This window comes from Pseudomonas sp. P8_241, assembly GCF_034008315.1.
Lineage (GTDB): Bacteria > Pseudomonadota > Gammaproteobacteria > Pseudomonadales > Pseudomonadaceae > Aquipseudomonas.
Genome location: NZ_CP125377.1, coordinates 2,475,903 through 2,494,062 on the forward strand (window position 1 = coordinate 2,475,903; position 18,160 = coordinate 2,494,062).

General features: G+C 60.9%; 20 protein-coding genes and 1 pseudogene. 17 read left to right on the plus strand and 4 right to left on the minus strand.

Features of this window, described 5'->3' with window-relative positions:
- Positions 1-7: 7 nt before the first annotated feature.
- From QMK58_RS11340 to QMK58_RS11410, 15 genes are all read left to right on the plus strand, one after another.
- Positions 8-1,558, plus strand: coding sequence for an ABC transporter substrate-binding protein (locus QMK58_RS11340; RefSeq protein ID WP_053158066.1), 1,551 nt, complete (start codon positions 8-10; stop codon positions 1,556-1,558).
- Between the two features lie 13 nt (positions 1,559-1,571).
- Positions 1,572-2,525 (plus strand): peptidylprolyl isomerase, encoded by a 954-nt coding sequence (locus QMK58_RS11345; protein ID WP_053158069.1) that lies wholly within the window; start codon positions 1,572-1,574, stop codon positions 2,523-2,525.
- A gap of 223 nt (positions 2,526-2,748) precedes the next feature.
- Positions 2,749-3,282 (plus strand): response regulator, encoded by a 534-nt coding sequence (locus tag QMK58_RS11350; RefSeq protein WP_053158073.1) that lies wholly within the window; start codon positions 2,749-2,751, stop codon positions 3,280-3,282.
- A gap of 84 nt (positions 3,283-3,366) precedes the next feature.
- Positions 3,367-5,073: a GspE/PulE family protein gene (locus tag QMK58_RS11355; RefSeq protein ID WP_053158076.1), complete on the plus strand. Its 1,707-nt coding sequence runs from the start codon at positions 3,367-3,369 to the stop codon at positions 5,071-5,073.
- A complete protein-coding gene (locus QMK58_RS11360; RefSeq protein ID WP_053158080.1) occupies positions 5,054-5,857 on the plus strand; it encodes a hypothetical protein in 804 nt (267 codons plus the stop codon). Before QMK58_RS11355 ends, QMK58_RS11360 begins: the two co-directional genes overlap by 20 nt.
- A gap of 1 nt (position 5,858) precedes the next feature.
- The gene (locus QMK58_RS11365) at positions 5,859-6,410 is read left to right on the plus strand and encodes a pilus assembly protein (protein ID WP_053158083.1); all 552 of its coding nucleotides are present in this window, start codon (positions 5,859-5,861) and stop codon (positions 6,408-6,410) included.
- The gene (locus tag QMK58_RS11370) at positions 6,397-6,945 is read left to right on the plus strand and encodes a GspMb/PilO family protein (RefSeq protein WP_053158223.1); all 549 of its coding nucleotides are present in this window, start codon (positions 6,397-6,399) and stop codon (positions 6,943-6,945) included. Before QMK58_RS11365 ends, QMK58_RS11370 begins: the two co-directional genes overlap by 14 nt.
- On the plus strand, positions 6,945-7,460 hold the full coding sequence (locus tag QMK58_RS11375) for a hypothetical protein (protein WP_053158086.1): 516 nt from the start codon (positions 6,945-6,947) through the stop codon (positions 7,458-7,460). Before QMK58_RS11370 ends, QMK58_RS11375 begins: the two co-directional genes overlap by 1 nt.
- A complete protein-coding gene (locus QMK58_RS11380) occupies positions 7,457-9,286 on the plus strand; it encodes a secretin N-terminal domain-containing protein (protein ID WP_053158089.1) in 1,830 nt (609 codons plus the stop codon). The genes QMK58_RS11375 and QMK58_RS11380 overlap by 4 nt, the downstream gene beginning before the upstream one ends.
- Before the next feature lie 2 nt (positions 9,287-9,288).
- A complete protein-coding gene (locus tag QMK58_RS11385) occupies positions 9,289-9,762 on the plus strand; it encodes a type II secretion system protein (protein WP_053158091.1) in 474 nt (157 codons plus the stop codon).
- Positions 9,763-9,766: 4 nt separating this feature from the next.
- Entirely contained in the window at positions 9,767-10,141 is a 375-nt protein-coding gene (locus QMK58_RS11390; protein WP_053158094.1) for a type II secretion system protein, read from the plus strand.
- A complete protein-coding gene (locus tag QMK58_RS11395; RefSeq protein ID WP_053158096.1) occupies positions 10,116-10,655 on the plus strand; it encodes a type II secretion system protein in 540 nt (179 codons plus the stop codon). The genes QMK58_RS11390 and QMK58_RS11395 overlap by 26 nt, the downstream gene beginning before the upstream one ends.
- Entirely contained in the window at positions 10,652-11,044 is a 393-nt protein-coding gene (gene csgE, locus QMK58_RS11400) for a curli production assembly/transport protein CsgE (protein ID WP_053158099.1), read from the plus strand. The genes QMK58_RS11395 and csgE overlap by 4 nt, the downstream gene beginning before the upstream one ends.
- Positions 11,041-11,460 carry a curli assembly protein CsgF gene (locus tag QMK58_RS11405; protein ID WP_053158102.1) on the plus strand — a complete coding sequence of 140 codons (420 nt, stop codon included), beginning with the start codon at positions 11,041-11,043 and terminating at the stop codon, positions 11,458-11,460. The genes csgE and QMK58_RS11405 overlap by 4 nt, the downstream gene beginning before the upstream one ends.
- A 30-nt stretch (positions 11,461-11,490) precedes the next feature.
- The gene (locus QMK58_RS11410) at positions 11,491-12,354 is read left to right on the plus strand and encodes a CsgG/HfaB family protein (RefSeq protein WP_053158105.1); all 864 of its coding nucleotides are present in this window, start codon (positions 11,491-11,493) and stop codon (positions 12,352-12,354) included.
- Between the two features lie 134 nt (positions 12,355-12,488).
- On the opposite strand, the pseudogene QMK58_RS11415 reads toward QMK58_RS11410, so the two are convergent.
- Positions 12,489-12,929 (minus strand): annotated as a pseudogene (locus QMK58_RS11415) (NUDIX hydrolase); the annotation flags it as partial.
- Positions 12,930-13,002: 73 nt separating this feature from the next.
- On the minus strand, positions 13,003-14,376 hold the full coding sequence (gene ppnN / locus QMK58_RS11420; protein ID WP_053158108.1) for a nucleotide 5'-monophosphate nucleosidase PpnN: 1,374 nt from the start codon (positions 14,374-14,376) through the stop codon (positions 13,003-13,005).
- Between the two features lie 216 nt (positions 14,377-14,592).
- Here ppnN and QMK58_RS11425 point away from each other — a divergent pair, with 216 nt between their 5' ends.
- Both QMK58_RS11425 and QMK58_RS11430 read left to right on the plus strand, forming a co-directional pair.
- A complete protein-coding gene (locus QMK58_RS11425; protein ID WP_053158110.1) occupies positions 14,593-15,120 on the plus strand; it encodes a DUF3087 domain-containing protein in 528 nt (175 codons plus the stop codon).
- A 55-nt stretch (positions 15,121-15,175) separates the two neighbouring features.
- Positions 15,176-16,720, plus strand: coding sequence for a sensor domain-containing diguanylate cyclase (locus QMK58_RS11430; RefSeq protein WP_053158113.1), 1,545 nt, complete (start codon positions 15,176-15,178; stop codon positions 16,718-16,720).
- An 11-nt stretch (positions 16,721-16,731) separates the two neighbouring features.
- Here the strand turns inward: QMK58_RS11430 and QMK58_RS11435 are convergent, their stop codons facing one another.
- Both QMK58_RS11435 and QMK58_RS11440 read right to left on the minus strand, forming a co-directional pair.
- Positions 16,732-17,649, minus strand: a complete 918-nt coding sequence (locus tag QMK58_RS11435; RefSeq protein ID WP_320396310.1) for a LysR family transcriptional regulator — start codon at positions 17,647-17,649, stop codon at positions 16,732-16,734.
- 102 nt (positions 17,650-17,751) lie between these two features.
- Positions 17,752-18,114, minus strand: a complete 363-nt coding sequence (locus QMK58_RS11440) for a DUF2784 domain-containing protein (RefSeq protein ID WP_053158226.1) — start codon at positions 18,112-18,114, stop codon at positions 17,752-17,754.
- Positions 18,115-18,160: the final 46 nt, after the last annotated feature.

Below are 18,160 nucleotides of genomic sequence, written 5' to 3' on the forward strand. Positions count from 1 at the left end.
CCGGGTCATGAAAACTGCCCTCATTCTTGGCATGCTCCTCCTTGGCGGTCTCAGCCTGACCGCCCAGGCGCTGCCGCTGACACCCAGCGAAAGCGCCGGTAAACGGTTGTACCGCGAAGGCGTTTCGGCCAGCGGTGAATCGATCATGGCGCGGGTCGGTGCGGCCGGCATGGTGCTGCCGGCCACCAGCCTGCCGTGTGCCAACTGTCATGGTGCCGATGGCCTCGGGCGCCCCGAGGGCGGGGTACGGCCACCGGAGTTGAGCTGGTCGCGACTTGCCAGCACCTATGGCCAGCAGCAAATCAATGGCCGCAGCTACCCGGCCTACACCGACAACACCCTGGCGCGAGCGGTGCAGGAAGGACGCGACCCCGGCAACAATCGGCTGGACCCGACGATGCCACGCTTCGTGTTGTCGATGAACGATCAGCGCAATCTGACGGCCTATCTCAAGCGCCTGGCCGATGATCGCGATCCCGGATTGACGCCTGACAGCCTGCACCTGGGCACGTTGTTACCGGCCTCGGGACCTTTGAGCGAGGAGGGCGCCACGGTCGCGGCGGTGCTCAAGGGCTGTGTGGCGCGGATCAATCAGGCGGGCGGGATTCATGGCCGGCAATTGCGCCTGACCATCCTCGACCCGGGCGCCGACCGCGCCAGCGCCGAACAGGCCCTGGACCGGCTGATTGAACAGGAGCAGGTTTTCGCCTTGATCGCACCGCTGGCGCCGGCGCTGGACACAGACCTCTCCACGCGTCTGGAACAGGCCGGTATTCCCTTGATCGGGCCGCTGTCCTTGCAGGGACTGACCCTGACCAGCCCGCAAATTTTCGAACCCTTGCCAGGGCTGCGTGAACAACTGATCGCTCTGGCCGATTACGCCACGGCCAGCTTGAAAGTGCTCCAGGGGCCAACACTGATCGCCTATCCCGACGAGCCCGGACAACGGCTCGCGGCGCAGAACCTGAGCCAGTATCTGCAAGACAACGCCTGGCAGAAAGTACACCTGCAAGCCTTCGACCCGGCACAGGATGAATTGCCACTCGGTTCGCGTTCGGTGTTTTACCTGGGCAGCAGCAATGGCTTCAGTCGCCTGGCCGCACGGTTGCAGACAGCGGGGCAGGTGCCCTATCTGTTCGCGGCATCGAACCAGGTGGCGGGGGATCTGTTCCAGGTGCCCAGCGGTTTTTCCCGACGGGTGTTTCTCGCCTATCCGTTCGTCCCCAGCGACTGGACCCTGGCCGGGCGCATGGCGCTGACCCAGTTGCGAGAGCACCAGGGCCTCGGCGGCCAGCACGCAGTGCTGCAGGTCGGCGCCTTCAGTTCGATGATGCTGTTCAGCGAAGGCATGAAGCAGGCCGGCCGCGACGCCAGCCGCGAGAAACTGGTCAATGCCCTGGAAGGCCTGCACGACTTCGATACCGGACTCACACCGCTGATCAGCTTTGGCCCGGGCCGACGCCTGGGTTTGCGAGGCGCCCATATCGTCACCGTGGATCTACCCGACCAGCGTTTTTTTCTCGTTGCTCCCTACAAACCCGTTACCACCACACCCTGACCGGAGGCCGATCATGACACTCAAGACTTTGCTGGTTCTGCTGACACTGTGGATGCCTGTGGCGTGGTGCAGCAATGGTCCGGCCGTGGCGCGGGTCAACGGCGAGGAAATTTCCCAGTTGCGTCTGGAGCGCTATTTTGCCGAGTACCTGGAAGATCAGGGCCGGGCCGTGGGCAGCATCCGCAACCCCAAGGCCTACAACCAATTGCGCAAGGCGGCGCTGGACGCCTTGATCGACCGGGAATTGCTTTGGCAGGAAGCGGTCAAGCGTGGCGTGGTCATCAGCGATGCCGATGTACAGGAACAGGTCGAGCAAACCCGTCAGGCATTGGGTGGCGCCGAGAAGTTCGCCCGGCGCCTGGAAGATGCCGGATTCGACGAAGCCGGGTTTTCCGAATACACCCGCCGCGAGCTGGCGGCCCGGCAGGTGTTTACCGAGCTGACCCAGGTCAGCGAACCCGATGACAAACAAGTCCGGGCGTTTTATCAGGAGCATCGCGCTGAAATGAGCCGACCCGAAGAGGTGAAGGCTCGGCATATCCTGATCAAGGTAACCCCCGGAACAGACGCTTCCACTGACGAAGCCGCACGGCTACGATTGGTAGAAATGCGTGCGAAGATTGTAGCGGGCGCCGATTTTTCCAGTGTCGCCCGCAGCGGCTCCGAAGATGCCTCCGCGAGCGAAGGTGGCGACCTGGGTTATTTTCCGCGGGGCCGCATGTACCCCGAATTCGAAACAGCGGCATTTGCCCTGAAACCTGGAGCCATCAGCGAGCCGGTGCGCACCCCGGTTGGCTGGCATTTGATTTATGTAGAGAACCACATGGAGGCAGCCGATGTCACACAAGAGCAAGGACTTGACATGGTTCGGGCTTACCTTGCCCGACAACAAAAGGTTCAGGCTCGTTTACAGGTATTGGCGCAACTGCGTTCAAGCAATCGAATCGAACGGATTGACGACGAATAGGCTTTTCCCCAAGAGTGGGGAAAAATTTTCAATGCCCTTCCGCTCGCTTCCCCGTCTTTGGGGGACGGTATTCCTGCATGACAAGGCATTGTCAGCAAATTCAAGGACATGAAGACTTAAAATTACCGGCGTTCAGCCTGGCATGAAGTGTGCGTTAGTCCTCTCAAGGCGCGCACTTCGCCAGGTTCGGAAACCCCGGACCTGCGGTTTCAAGGAGTCCACCTTGTTAAACAAAGTACTGGTTGTCGACGACGAACAACTGCTTGCAGAAAACCTTCAGGGTTACCTGCAGGCGCAAGAGTTGGACGTCCGGATTGCTCACGACGGTGCACATGGAATCGCTGAAGCTGACGATTTCGCACCCGATGTGATGGTGTTCGATTTCCGCTTGCCCGATATGGAAGGGTTTCAGGTACTCGACGCCGTCCGCCAGAACAGGAAGTGTCATTTTGTGCTGATCACAGGGCATCCAACCGCAGAAGTCTGCGAGCGGGCCCGGCAACTGGGAGTCAGCCACATCCTGTTCAAACCGTTTCCGTTGGCGGAATTGGCCCGAGCAGTACTGGATCTTCTGGGCAGGCAGCGCGAACCCCAAACGGGTGTGAGCACCTCCGAAGGTTTTGTCGAACGACGCCAGAGCAGGACCGAGAGTTTCCCGCTGCAGTTGTACGACGGTAGTTGGGTGCTTGCAGATCGCCGACGAATTTTATCGGCCTCCATGGCGCCAGACGACGAACAATTGCTCACCGGGGAGTAGTGGCGCGACAAGACGTTCCGGTTTCCACCGAAACTGCTCGCCGCGCCGACAGGGCTCAAAGCCCCGGGCGTTGGAGAGCAAGCCATGGACCGTCTATCCCTTGCCGTAGAACCGGCACAACTGGAATCTGTACCAACGCGTTTTACCAGTGAGCAACTGGCCCAGGCCCGAACCCTGGCGGCCAGTTCCGGCGAAAGAGTCCTCTGCGCCCTCGGCGAGTTGTGTGAACTCGCTCCCATGCCGTTTATCGAGTGCCTTGGCGCTACCCTGCATTACCCGGTGCTCGACACCGACGCCCTGTTCCAGTCCACCCCGGTGTTCGACCGGGTCACCCTGGCCCAATGCCTCAAGCGCGAATTCATCCTGCTGCGTCACGATGACGTGGTCATCGGTGTGTTTGCCGACCCCTTCGATACTGCGCGGCTGGCCTGGATCGACGACTGCCTGCACGGCGCGCCGCTGTACCTGGTGCATGCCGACGACCTCAAGGCTTACCTGGCACGTCACGAAGAAAGCTTCCACGCGGTGGAATCGCTTAACGCCCAGGCCGAGGGCGGTGCTGAAATCGACACCCTGCAAAGCCTGTCCCTGACCAGCATCAGCGAAGACGCCAGCGTGGTGGTCAAGCTGGTCAACTCGACGCTCTACGATGCGTTGAAAATGCACGCCAGCGACATCCATCTCGGCACCACCGGCAGCGGCCTGGTGATCAAGTACCGGATCGATGGCGTGCTCAATAACATCAGCAAGATCCAGGGCAGCGAGTTTGCCGAACAGGTGATTTCCCGGGTCAAGGTCATGGCCGAACTGGACATCGGCGAAAAACGCGTGCCCCAGGACGGTCGTTTCAAGATCGGCATCAGCGGTCGGCAGATCGACTTCCGGGTGTCGATCATGCCGAGCATTTTTGGTGAAGACGCGGTGCTGCGGGTGCTCGACAAACAGGACCTGGCCGACAAGGTCAGCGGCGTGCAATTGCAGGCCCTGGGCTTTGAAGAAGACACCCTGCGCCAGCTGCGCCGGCTGGCGGCAGAACCCTACGGCATGGTGCTGGTCACCGGTCCCACCGGTAGCGGCAAAACCACCACGCTGTACGCGATGATCACCGAGATCAACCATGGCGTGGACAAGATCATCACCATCGAAGACCCGGTCGAGTACCAGCTGCCGGGCGTCCTGCAAATCCCCGTTAACGAGAAAAAAGGCCTGACCTTCGCCCGCGGCCTGCGCTCGATTCTGCGTCACGACCCGGACAAGATCATGGTCGGGGAAATCCGTGACCCCGACACCGCGCAGATCGCCGTGCAGTCGGCACTCACCGGGCACCTGGTGTTCACCACCATTCACGCCAACAACGTGTTCGACGTGATCGGCCGTTTCACCCAGATGGAAATCGACCCCTACAGCCTGGTTTCGGCGCTCAACGCCGTGCTGGCCCAGCGCTTGATCCGCCTGGTTTGCGCCAGCTGCAGCACGCCTTACGCGCCGACTGAAGAAGAGTTGGAAACGTCCGGCCTCGACCCGCAACAGGTCGGCCACTACCAGTTCGTCCACGGCAAGGGCTGCGGGCATTGCCGGGGCACCGGTTACCGCGGGCGCAGTGCGATTGCCGAACTGCTGCACCTGGACGACGAGCTGCGGCAAATGATCGTCGAGCGCCAACCGATTTCGAAAATCAAGGCCCACGCCTGCAAACGCGGCTTGCGCCTGCTGCGCGAGTCAGCCCTGGAACTGGTGCAAAAAGGCCGGACCACTCTCGAGGAGATCAATCGTGTCACTTTTATCTCGTGAGCAATATGTGGCCGTGCTCGGCGCCAGCGGTGTTGGCCTCGGGCAGCGGCAGGGCAGTGACACCCGTTGGCTGGGCAGCGTCGGCTACATCGACGAAGGCTTCCAGGCCTGGGCCGTGGCCCTCGACACCCTCGACCGTTTGCTGGCCGAACACGTCGCTGCCAAAGCGGAATTGACCGTGGTGGTCTCCGGGCACTTCAGCCGTTTTTGCCTGGTGCCTTGGAGCGACCAGATCAACAGCCCGGCGGAGTTGCTCGGCTTTGCCCAACTGTGCTTCGAAGACCTGTATGGCGCGCCAACCCAACCCTGGAGCCTGGTGTTGTCGGCCGAGCCTGCCGGTTACGATCGGGTTGCCACCGCGCTGCCGCAAGACTTGCTCGAACGCCTGCGTACCCTGGTCAGCGCTCGCGGTCTGCGCCTGCGCTCGGTGCAACCGTATCTGATGGCGGCGTTCAATCACTTCGATAAAAGCTTCGACGCGGGGGATTTTCTGTTCGTCGTCGCCGAGCCTGTACGCAGTGTGTTGCTGCTGGCCCGGGAAGGGCGCTGGACCTCGGTGCGTTCGGTAGGCAGCAACGACAGCGATGCGGCGCTGACCGCGTTGATCGGCCGCGAAAGCCATCTGCAGGCCTCCACCAGCGAGCGATCACTGAACGTTTACCTGCACGCCCCGGCGCGCATCGACTCGCACCCACAGGTGCCCGGTGTACACATTCGAACCCTTGAAGAAGACCGGACAACCGTACGTGATTGCCTGTACGTGATGTCTCGGGCGGTGGCCTGACATGCGCGCCCTGACGCTCGACTTTCAGCCACGCCGCCGTTCCGGTCCCCTGGGCTGGAGCCTGCTGGCCGCTGGCGTGGTTCTGACCCTGACGTGCTTGCTGGTGCAGCAGCACCTGAGCGATGCGGCCGAACAGCAGCAAGGTCACCTGCAAACCGCGCAGCGGGTACTCACCGGCGACACCGGCAGCAAAACCAGCCTGACCCCGGCGCAAACCCGCGAGCAGGCGCAGAACCTGGCGGAAATGCGCAAAGTCTCGCAACAGCTGCGTCGTCCTTGGGAGCGCCTGTTCGCCACCCTCGAAGCCATGCCGCGCGACAACATTGCCTTGCTGACCCTGACCCCCGACGCTCGCAAGGGTCAGGTCAGGATCAGCGCCGAAGCGCGCGATCTGGAGGCGATGCTCGACTTCCACCGCCGCCTCGAAGCCTGCGACGAGCTGTCGGATGTGTCGCTGCTGAGCCATGAAATCGTCGCCAACGTGGCGGAGCACCCGGTGCAATTCAACCTGTCGGCTACCTGGGAGATCGGCGATGCAAATCCAAATCCCTAGATTGATCGTCCACGAATACCTGCAAGGCCTCGGCGTGCCGGGTCTGGCCGGTCTGGTCATGTTGGTGCTGATGCTGACTTACGGCTTGGGTGGCTTGTTGCCGGACTGGCAGTCGCTGCAGCACCTCAACCAGCAGACCCGCGAAGCCAGCGAGTACCTGGCCAAGGTTGAGGACGGCACGGTCGCCGCGCCAGTGGTGCCACAACGTCAGCTCGATGACTTCCGCAGCAAGCTGCCATCGCAGCCCCAGGCCACCGTTGCCATCGACAAGATCTACGCGCTGGCCGCCCAGGAGCGCATCACCCTGGCCCGGGGTGAATATTCCCTGGGTGTCGACCCCAAGACTCACCTGGCGCGTTACCAGATTCTGCTGCCGGTAAAAGGCAGCTATCCGCAACTGCGGCGCTTCCTTCATGCCTTGCTCCGTCAATTGCCGGCCGTGGTGCTCGAAGACGTGGAGTTGCAGCGCAAGAAAATCGCTGACACCGACCTGACCGGGCGGATCCGCATGACCCTTTACCTGTCGAGGTCATGATGAATACCAAACGCGTGGTGGGCTGGGTGGCGTTCTTCGGTGTCGCGGCAGCACTGGCCTGGGTTCCGGAATACCTCAAACAGGCAGGCGACAGCGACTCGGAGGTTGCCGTGGTGGCCTCTGCGGTCAAAGGCAAAAGCCGTGACGCGCAAACCGCCACGCCCGCCACCGCAGCGGTGGCCATCAAGGACTTGAGCCCGGCAGGCGATCTGTTTGCCACTCGCAGCTGGAAAGCGGCGCCGACCCTCGGCACCGTCATCGAACAACCGGTCAACGTAACCCCGGTGGTGCAAGCCCCCACTGCACCGCCATTGCCGTTCCAGTTTGTCGGCAGGCTGGATGACCGTTCCGATCTGCAGGTTTTTTTGCAGAACGGCGAAAAAATATACGTCGTACGCAAGGGGGATGTGATCGACGAAACCTGGCGGATCGAGCGGATTTCCGATGAGGAATTGAGCCTGGTCTACCTACCTCTGCATTTATCGCAGACCTTGTCTGTGGGGAGCACGCAATGAAAGGATCCCGTTTGCTGTTGAGCCTTGCCATCTGCGCCGCGCTGGCCGCGTGCAGTTCTGCGCAGGTTGCCAGAGACGAAGCGTCTGCCCTGATCGAGTCGGGTCAATACGAAGCCGGTCTGGCGCGAATCGAAGAAGGGTTGCGTGAAAACCCTCGCGATACTGAATTGCACCTGGCCCTGAACAGCGGTCGCAGCCGGGCGGTGACAGCGCTGTTGACCCAGGGTGACATGGACCGCGCCCAGCGCAATTTCGCCGGAGCACGCATGGCCTACGGCCGGGTGGTGGGCATCGAACCGAACAACCGTCGCGCCCAGGACTCTCTGCGCCAACTCGACTACCTGCGCAGCATGGATGAAAAACTCGAACTGGCCCGTGGCGACCTGCGTCGCGGCGACATCTACGGTGCCGACCGTCAGGTCAAGCAGATCCTCGAACTGGACCCCAATAACGAAGGCGCCCTGGAACTGCAAGACAACATCCGTCTGGTGCAGAGCCGCAACGTGGTGCAGTACCCACAACTGCGGACTCGCCTGGACCGGCCGGTGACCCTGGAGTTTCGCGAGGCCAATCTGAAGACCATTTTTGAAGTGCTGTCCCAGGTTGCCGGCCTGAACTTCATCTTCGACAAGGACCTGCGTCCGGACATGAAAGCCACGATCTTCGTGCGCGACGTGCGCATCGAAGACGCCGTGGAATTGCTGCTGCAACAGAACCAGCTGCATCAGAAAGTGGTGAACGAAAACACCTTGCTGATCTACCCCGACTCGCCGCAGAAGCTCAAGGATTATCAGGAGCTGGTGATGCGTACCTTCTACCTGACCAGCATCGATGCCAACACCGCGCTGAACATGGTCAAGACCATGCTCAAGACCCGCGACGTGTTTGTCGACGAACGCCTCAACACCCTGACCATGCGCGACACCGGCGACGCCATTCGCATGGCCGAGAAACTGCTGCAATCGCAGGACCAGTCCAACCCTGAAGTGGTGCTGGAGGTGGAAGTGATGGAAGTGGCCACCCAGCGGATTCTCGACCTGGGCCTGCAATGGCCGAACACCTTTGGTGTGGTCAACAGCGACGGTTCGCCGGTGAGCATTCTCGATCAACTCAAAGGCATCGACTCCAGCCGGATCAGCATCGCGCCTTCACCACAGGCCAAGATCAATGCCTCGGACAAGGGCATCAACACCCTGGCCAGTCCCGTCATCCGGGTGAGCAACCGCGAACAGGCGCGCATCCACATCGGTCAGCGCGTGCCAATCATCAGCGCCACCTCGGTGCCTTCCACCCAGGGACCGGTGATCACCGAAAGCGTTACCTACCTCGACGTCGGTCTTAAACTGGAAGTACAGCCGATCGTGCACCTGAACAACGAAGTGGCGATCAAGGTGGCCCTGGAAGTCAGTAATGCCACGCCGCTGGAGCCTACCCGCCAGGGCACCATTCCGGTCCAGGTCGATACCCGCAACGCTCAGACCACTCTGCGTCTGCACGATGGCGAAACCCAGATCCTCGCAGGCCTTGTGCGTAACGACCACGGCAGCACCGGCAACAAGATTCCCGGCCTCGGTGACATCCCCGGCCTGGGCCGCTTGTTCGGCAGCAATCGCGATGACGTCGCCAAGTCCGAGCTGGTGCTGTCGATCACGCCGCGGATCGTGCGCAACCTGCCGTACCAGAGCCCGTCGGACATGGAATTCCCGACCGGCACCGAAACCAGCATGCACATCCAGGCACCGGACCGCTCGATGAGCACGTCGGTCCCGCAGCCCAACGCCATGGACACATCGATTGCCACCACCGTGACCGTCGGGAAGCCTTGATCATGAACGCCTCGCAACGTGGTTTTACCTTGATCGAAGTCGTGGTGACGCTGGCCCTGATCGGCCTGCTGGCCGGTATGGCCGCACCGCTGACCGAGACCGTGGTGCGCCGGGGCAAAGAACAGGATCTGCGCATGGCGCTGTACCAGATCCGCGATGCCATCGACGCCTACAAACGGGCCTTCGACGCGGGCTATATCGAGAAGTCGCTGAACAGCAGCGGCTACCCGCCGAACCTCAAAATGCTGGTTGATGGCGTGCGCGATGTGCGCAGTGCCAAGGGGGCCAAGTTCTACTTCCTGCGGCGCATCCCCCATGACCCGCTGGCAACGGTCAAGCGTGACGACGAAGGCGGTTGGGGTCTGCGTTCCTATGACAGCTCGGCTGAGAACCCGCGGGAGGGCGAGGACATCTTCGATGTCTATTCCAAGGCCCGGGGCAAGGGTCTCAACGGCGTCGCCTACCGGGAGTGGTGAGTCTATGCGTCGGGAAAAGGGTTTTACCTTGTTGGAACTGATGGTCGTCATGGCAATCATCGCGACGCTGATGACCATCGCCTTGCCACGTTACTTCAACAGCCTGGAGGCCTCGAAAGAGACCACCTTGCGCCAGAGCCTGTCGGCCATGCGTGAGGCACTGGATCATTACTACGGCGACACTGGACGTTATCCCGATTCCATCGATCAACTGGTCGAACAGCGTTACCTGCGCAACCCGCCGATGGACCCGATTGCCGAACGCAAGGACATCTGGGTGCTCGTCGCACCGCCGGAAGGCGTGGCGGGCGGCGTGGGCGATATCAAGAGTGGAGCCACAGGGAGGGCGCGTGATGGCAGCCTTTATTCCGAGTGGTAAGCCGTCCAGCGAAGGTGGCTTCACCTACCTGGGCGTGCTGTTTTTGATCATGGTGATGGGCATGGGCCTGGCCAGTGCCGGCGAGTTGTGGGCCACTGCCGCGCGCCGTGACCGGGAAAACCAGCTGCTCTGGGCCGGTACCCAATACGCCCAGGCATTGCGCAGCTACTACCGCAGCTCGCCGGGCCTGGCCCAGTACCCGCAGGAGCTCGCCGACCTGCTGCAGGACGAGCGTTTTCCATCGGCCAAACACCACCTCCGGCAGCTGTACCCGGAGCCGATCGGCGGGGGCGAATGGGCGCTGATGCGCGGCTTCGATGGACGCATCACCGGCGTCTATAGCCCCTCCGAGGAGAAGCCGCTCAAGCAAGTGAACTTCCCTAATCAATGGTCGGACTTCAACGGCATGGCCAGCTACAAGGACTGGCAGTTCGTCGCCGAGAAATCCTTCCTCGAAGGCACCTCCGGGCCCGCGAAAGGGCAGTCCACCGCACCCCAGGCGTTGCAGCCATGAACCGGCGCTGGCTGGCCGCCCTGGCCCTGATGCTGATAGCGAATTTCGCTTCGGCCGCCGAAGAAGACGAGATGCTGGGTTTCATCATCGACGACACGATTTCACACATCGGTCATGACTTTTACTACTCGTTCAGTGAACGCCTGCGCGCCACCAGCCCGATGGATTTCAATCTGGTGGTGCGCGAAAGACCTTCGGCGCGCTGGGGCAGCCTGGTGACCGTGGAGTTTCAGCAACGACTGGTGTATCGGCGTTTTCTGCCGCCGAACACCGTGGAGTTGAAAGACGAGGCTTATGAGGCTGCCGATCTGGTGCGCATGGAAATCGTGCGGCGCAAGCTCGAAGCCATGTTGCAGGACACCACCGACCTTGAGAGGGACGAACTATGAAAACAAGAACTTTCTCGCAGCGTACGGGACTGTGGTTACTCGGGCTCGGAAGTTGCGGTCTGGTCCACGCCACCGAGCTGGTCTACACGCCCATCAATCCATCGTTCGGGGGTAACCCGTTGAACGGCACCTGGCTGCTCAACAACGCCCAGGCGCAGAATGACTATGACGACCCGGACCTGAAAGACCGCACCAGCATCGCGGGTACCTCAGCCCTGGAGCGTTTTTCCAGTCAGTTGCAATCGCGGTTGCTGGGGCAACTGCTGGACAACATCTCCACCGGCAATACGGGGAGCCTGTCCACCGACGCTTTTATCGTCAACGTCCTCGATGACTCCGGTGCACTGACCATTGAAGTGACCGACCGAGCGACCGGTGAAATTTCCGAAATTCAGGTTAACGGCCTCGCCCCTTGAGGGGATTCGGGCCGATGGGGAGAAACGGACATGAAAAAGATAATTTTGCTAGGGATGCTGTTGGCAACACTTCAAGGTTGCAGTCTGCGCGAGCCGGTCGGGGCCGAGCAGGACACTGAAACCCCCACCCTGACACCCCGGGCGTCGACCTATTACGACTTGATCAACATGCCACGACCCAAGGGTCGGTTGATGGCGGTGGTGTACGGTTTCCGTGACCAGACCGGACAATACAAACCGACGCCAGCCAGCTCGTTTTCCACCAGCGTGACCCAGGGCGCGGCGAGCATGCTGATGGATGCCATGCAGGCCAGCGGCTGGTTCGTGGTGCTGGAGCGCGAAGGCCTGCAGAACCTGCTGACCGAGCGCAAGATCATTCGCGCGTCGCAGAAGAAGCCCAACACCCCGGTCAACATCCAGAGTGAATTGCCGCCGCTGCAAGCGGCGAACATGATGCTCGAAGGCGGAATCATCGCCTACGACACCAATGTGAAAAGCGGCGGGGAAGGGGCGCGTTATCTGGGCATCGACATCTCGCGGGAGTATCGCGTCGACCAGGTGACAGTGAACCTGCGGGCGGTGGACGTGCGCAGCGGGCAGATACTGGCCAACGTGATGACCAGCAAGACCATCTACTCCGTGGCCCGCAGTGCAGGGGTGTTCAAGTTCATCGAATTCAAGAAGTTGCTCGAGGCGGAGGTGGGCTACACCACCAACGAACCAGCGCAGTTGTGCGTACTGTCGGCGATCGAGGCGGCGGTCGGGCATATGCTGGCGCAGGGAATCGAGCGGCATTTGTGGCAGGTGGCGGGGGATAATTCCCAACCTGCGAATGAGACCCTGGATCGTTACCTGACGCAGAACAAGGTGGTGCCGGAAGGTTCGGAGGAGTGACCGAGGCGGCCTTCGGGCCAACCGGGTTCGCGGATGCCTTACTCCGTAGGAGCTGCCGAAGGCTGCGATCTTTTGCCGTTGATTTTAACAATCCCGGAGATCGCAGCCTCGTTGCACTCGACAGCTCCTGCAGCTCCAGCGCTTTCCAGCATGCCGATCAACTGCTCAGGCCACACCGTTTCGCGAGTCGCTTGCAACTCGGCCACAGACCACCATTTGTGGTCGGCCATCACCCGAACTTCATGGGCCGTCCAACCCTCACGGGAAAGGCACTCACCATCGGTATGAACCACAAAATAACGCTCAAAGGACAGGACCGTTTCGCCACTGGGCAGCATCATTGAAAAGCTGCGCTCGGCAATGCTTTCACCGACATTGGCGACACACAGACCGGTCTCTTCAAACAGTTCGCGAACCGCGGCGGTCTCAAAAGACTCGCCTGGCTCAAGCCCTCCACCGGGTGTCGCCCAGTGGCTTTGGCCGTCGAGGGCATCACCTTTATGCTGGAAGTTAAACAGCAGAACCTGTTTTTCAGGATTGATCACCAGCAGTCTGGCGGAATTGCGTTGGCGCATTTTTTCTTTCCATAGAGTGTCGCAAACCGCTGCTTTCACTGCGGTTCGCGACGGTCAGCTCATTGCAGCGGGTTTACGCCACCACCCGGTAACACGGCACATACGCCGCGCCACCCGGCAGTTTCATGCGGTGCTGGGCGACGAAGGCTTTGAGCAGTTGGTCCAGCGGCTGCATGATCGCGGCGTCGCCACGGATCTGGTACGGGCCGTGTTCTTCGATCAGGCGGATGCCTTTGTCCTTGACGTTGCCCGCAACGATGCCGGAGAACGCCCGGCGCAGATTGGCCGCCAGTTCGTGGGCCGGCAGGTCGAGGCTCAGTTTCAGGTTGGCCATGTTTTCATGGGTCGGGTCGAACGGGCGCTGGAAACCTTCGTCGATTTTCAACAGCCAGTTGAAGTGGAAGGCGTCGGCACGCTCGCGGCGGAATTGCTTGACGGCCTTGAGGCCCTGGGTCATCTGGCGGGCGACTTCGACGGGATCGTCAATGATGATCTGGTAGTGCTGCTTGGCCGCATCGCCCAGGATGGCGCCGACGAACGCGTCCAGTTGTTCCAGGTACGGCGCGGCATGTTTGGGCCCGGTAAGGATGACCGGGAAGGGCAGGCCTTCGTTGTCCGGGTGCATCAGGATGCCGAGCAGGTACAGAAACTCTTCGGCCGTCCCGGCGCCGCCAGGGAAGATGATGATGCCGTGGCCGACGCGGACGAAGGCCTCCAGGCGTTTTTCGATGTCCGGCAGGATGACCAGTTCGTTGACGATCGGGTTTGGCGCTTCGGCAGCGATGATCCCGGGTTCGGTCAGGCCCAGATAGCGCCCGCCGTGGATGCGCTGCTTGGCGTGGGCGATGGTCGCGCCTTTCATCGGGCCTTTCATCACGCCGGGGCCACAACCAGTGCAGATGTCGAGACTGCGCAGGCCCAGTTCGTGGCCGACTCTCTTGGTGTATTTGTATTCTTCGGTGTTGATCGAGTGGCCGCCCCAGCACACCACGATTTTTGGCTCGACGCCGGGGCGCAGGGTGCGGGCGTTGCGCAGCAGGTGGAAGACGTAGTCGCTGATGCCCTGGGAGGTGCTCAGGTCGATGCGCTGGCTGTCGAGTTCGTTTTCGGTGTAGACGATGTCTCGCAGGGCGCTGAAGAGCATTTCCCGGGTGCTGGCGATCATTTCGCCGTCGACGAAGGCGTCGGCCGGAGCGTTCAGCAGTTCCAGGCGTACGCCGCGGTCTTGCTGGTGAATGCGGATTTCAAAGTCTTTGTAGGCTTCGAGGATGGTCTTGGCGTTATCGACGTGGGCGCCGGTGTTGAGGATGGCCAGGGCGCATTGGCGGAAGATGTCGTAGGTGCTGCCGGAACCGGCTTCGCTCAGTTGCTGGACTTCCCGTTGCGAGAGCGTTTCCAGGCTGCCTTTGGGGCTGACAGAGGCGTTGATTACTTGTCTTTGGGTCATTCAATGATCCTTAAAACGATGGCATCCGCGCAGAACCAGCGAATGACATCCGAATAATATGTATCCATGAAAGAAGATGGCACGAACTGCGCGGTCTCGCCATGTCCCCCGTTTGACGATGAAAAGATGAAAAGGAGCCCCAGCATAGCTAAATCCCTCGCAGAGGCGATAATGGCCCGCCGTCTTTTTATCCATGACCCGAGGAAACCCGACGCAATGTTCGAAATCCAGCCGATGAACGCCGACACCTACCGGCAACAGACCCGGCGCAGCACGATCATCATTGCCCTGATTTTCCTGGCGCTGGCCATGGTGCTCTCCACTGCGGCAGTGACCTTGTTCGGTGAGCCCGGTGGCGACAATCTGCGCTTTAACGTCGGCGGTGTGTTTGTCGCCGTACTGGTCATGGTTGCCCTGATGCGCAAAGTGTTCTGGACCCAGCCGTGGATGGCCCCGGCCGTCTATAGTTGGCAGCTCAAGCGCAAGCTGATGGCGATCACCAACGTCATGCACCACGTGAAGGTCGCCGTGCAAGCCGGTGACCCGACGGCCATGAAGCTGCTACGGTTCTATCATCTGGGGTTGAACCAGATGCATCAGCTCGATGGCAATTCAAGCGATCACAGCCAGTTGTTCCACGAAATGGATCAACACAAGACAAGGATGCAAGAGCTGGGCATCGACACCGAGCAGACGCAATTCCACCCGGCCTGGCTTGATGCTGTGAAGCCAACGGCGGCATAGTGAACCGCGCAGCGATACGGACCTGTCGCGTCGACATCTGCACTCAGGGAACAGCATGGGAAATCTGTTGATCAACGATCCTGTCGAACACCGCCTACCTGTCGTGAGCCGGCTCAAGGTCCGGTCGGCGGTAACGCTCATGGTCGCCGTGTGCCTGTCGATGACGTTGATCGTGATCTGGGAAGCCTGGAGTTCGCGCCAGTACCATCTGCATGACAAGGAAGTGGCGATGTCCAACCTTGCGCAGACCCTGGCGTCGCAAGCCAGGGACTCAATCAAACAGGCCGATACACTGGTGTTTACCCTGGTCGATCGCCTGGAACACGAAGGCGTCGATCAAATCCGCCTGCCGCGTTTGCTCAGCGCCCAGCGCAGCGAGCTGCGACAGATCCACGGCCTGTTCGTGTTCGATGAAACGGGGCGCTGGATCGCCAATTCCAATGGCGTCGAACAGGACGGGCTCAACAATGCCGACCGCGAGTATTTTCTGTTCCACCGCGATAATCCAGGTCGAGGGCCGCACATCGGACCGTCGATCAAAAGCCGTTCCAGCGGGGAGTGGATCATGCCGGTGTCGCGGCGGGTCAATCATCCGGACGGCAGTTTTGCCGGGGTGGCACTGGCGACCATCTATCTGAGCCATTTCCTGCAACTTTACGATAGCATCGACATGGGCAGTAATGGCGTGATCAACCTGATCGCCGACAATGCCACCATTGTCATTCGCCGCCCCTTCAAAGAGACGGAAATCGGCACCAGTCTGGCGAAGAGCCCGTTGTTTCTCGACCTGTTACCCAACGGCGATGCAGGCACGGCCACGATCAGATCGATTCTCGACAATGTCGAGCGAGTCGTGGGCTATCGTCGGGTCGAGGGTTATCCGCTGATTGTTTTCGCGGCGTTGAACAAAGAGCAAGCGCTGGGCGGGTGGCGTAAACAGACGTTGCTCAGCGCCGGCATTGTCGTGGTGTTGCTGGGCGTTCTCGGGATGTTGGGTTATCGACTGATCAAGTTGATGAAGCGGCAGAACCGAGTCCAGGCCGAGCTGCTCGATACCCAGGAGAAACTCATTGGGGTCAATCGCAATCTCGAACGTCTGGCCCTCAATGACGCGCTCACCGGACTGGCCAATCGGCGTCAGTTCGATATCTTCATCGAGGCAGAACTGGGCCGGGCCAAGCGCCAGCAGACCGGCATTGCATTGTTGATGCTCGACGTCGACCATTTCAAGGCGTTCAACGATCAATACGGACACCTGGCCGGTGACGAATGTTTGCGCAAGGTCAGTGCGATCATCACCGACAATATTCAGCGTCCCGGTGATCTGGCTGCTCGCTACGGTGGCGAGGAATTTGCCGTGGTACTGCCCGGCACCGACTACGTCGGAGCCTTTCTGGTTGCGGAAAAAATCCGCCGCGCGGTACTGGAGGCAAATATTGTGCACGGGGAAAGCCCCGAAGGGCAGGTAACGGTCAGTCTCGGGGTGAGTGCCTGTGAGGCGGCTTCTTCGGCCGGGCCCAAGGATTTGATCGGTGCAGCGGACAAGGCGCTTTATGTGGCCAAGACCAGCGGCCGCAACATGAGCGTCATCGCTAACTGAGCACCGGCTACTCAACCCGACCGGTCAAGGCCCTGGACCAGTCGAGTGGCCAGGTGCGATTGCTTGAGTTGCTCCAGCCACCAGCCCAGAGCGCGACCGTCATGGTCACCGCGCCAGCCGGCGTACAGAATGTTCGGTTCACGCGGGTCGGCCATTTGTTTTTCCATCAGCGTGCCGTTTTGCAGCAACGAGCCCACACGGTTTTTCGGTAGCCAGCCCACACCCAGCGCGTCGCATTGGGCGAGGATTTTTGCACGCATGGTCGGCACGGCCAGTACAGGTTGGCCACCGGAGACACCATACGTGCTGCCCTCGGTGACTCGGGACGAGTCGGCCACTACGATCGCCCGGTGTTGCGCGACCATGGCCCGGGTGATCGGCTCTTTGGCCTTGGCCAACGGGTGTCTGGGCGAGACGGCGAACACCCATTGCAGTTCGCCCAGTTGCATCCAGCGCAAGGTCGGGATCGCCGGAGGCTCGTTGGTAGCGCCGATGATCAGGTCGGCGCGGCCTTCGCGCAGGGCTTCCCAGACACCCTTGAGCACTTCCTGGGTGATGCGCAGCGCAACGCCCGATTGCAGCGCATCGAATTGCCGGATCACCGGGATAAGGGTTTCGAACTCCAGCAACTCGTCGGTAACGATCCACAAGCGGCTTTCCCAACCCTTGGCCACTTGCTGCACCCGTTGAGTCAGGCGTGAGACGTCCTGCATCAGCCGCGCCGCTTCGTTGACCAGCAACTCGCCCGCCGGGGTCAGTTGCAGGCGATAGCGGCGGCGATCGAAGAGCAATGCATCGAAGCGTTCTTCCAGTTGCCGCGCAGCGTAGGACACGGTCGACGGCGCCTTGCCCAGATGCGCCGCTGCCCGCGACAGGCTGCCGGTTTCACGGATGGCCTCAAGCAACGCCAGGTCTTCAATTGACAGCATGGGTCGCATCCTCGAACGGATAAGATCAAAAGATCGTAGCGTGTGGCAGCTCCTACGCAAGGACAGGCGTTTCCCGTAGGAGCTGCCGCAGGCTGCGATCTTTCAAGTCGCCCATCGCCGGACCACCCGAAGATAGACCAGCCCATTGATCAGCAGCACCACGGCGCCCAATGCAAGCTGAATACCCGGTGTCAGCCCCGCCGGATAAATCACCGGCCAGACATAATGCTCGATGAATCCACCGCCGTAGCCGCTTTGCCCGGCCCCATGGCGCAGGTGGTTTTCCCAATCGGTGAGCGGGCAGGGCAGGTGGAAAAACTCCACCGCCATACCCCACAGCGCTGTGGGCGGATGCCACCACACCAGGTGACGCCATTTGAGCACCAACAAGCCGCCAAACAGCACAAACACAATGAACAAAAGATGAAACAGCACCAGCCCATCGGCGGCGATTCGGTACAGCATGGCGATCTCCCCGGCCGGGTAAATCATTCCCTCCATGGTACTCGGG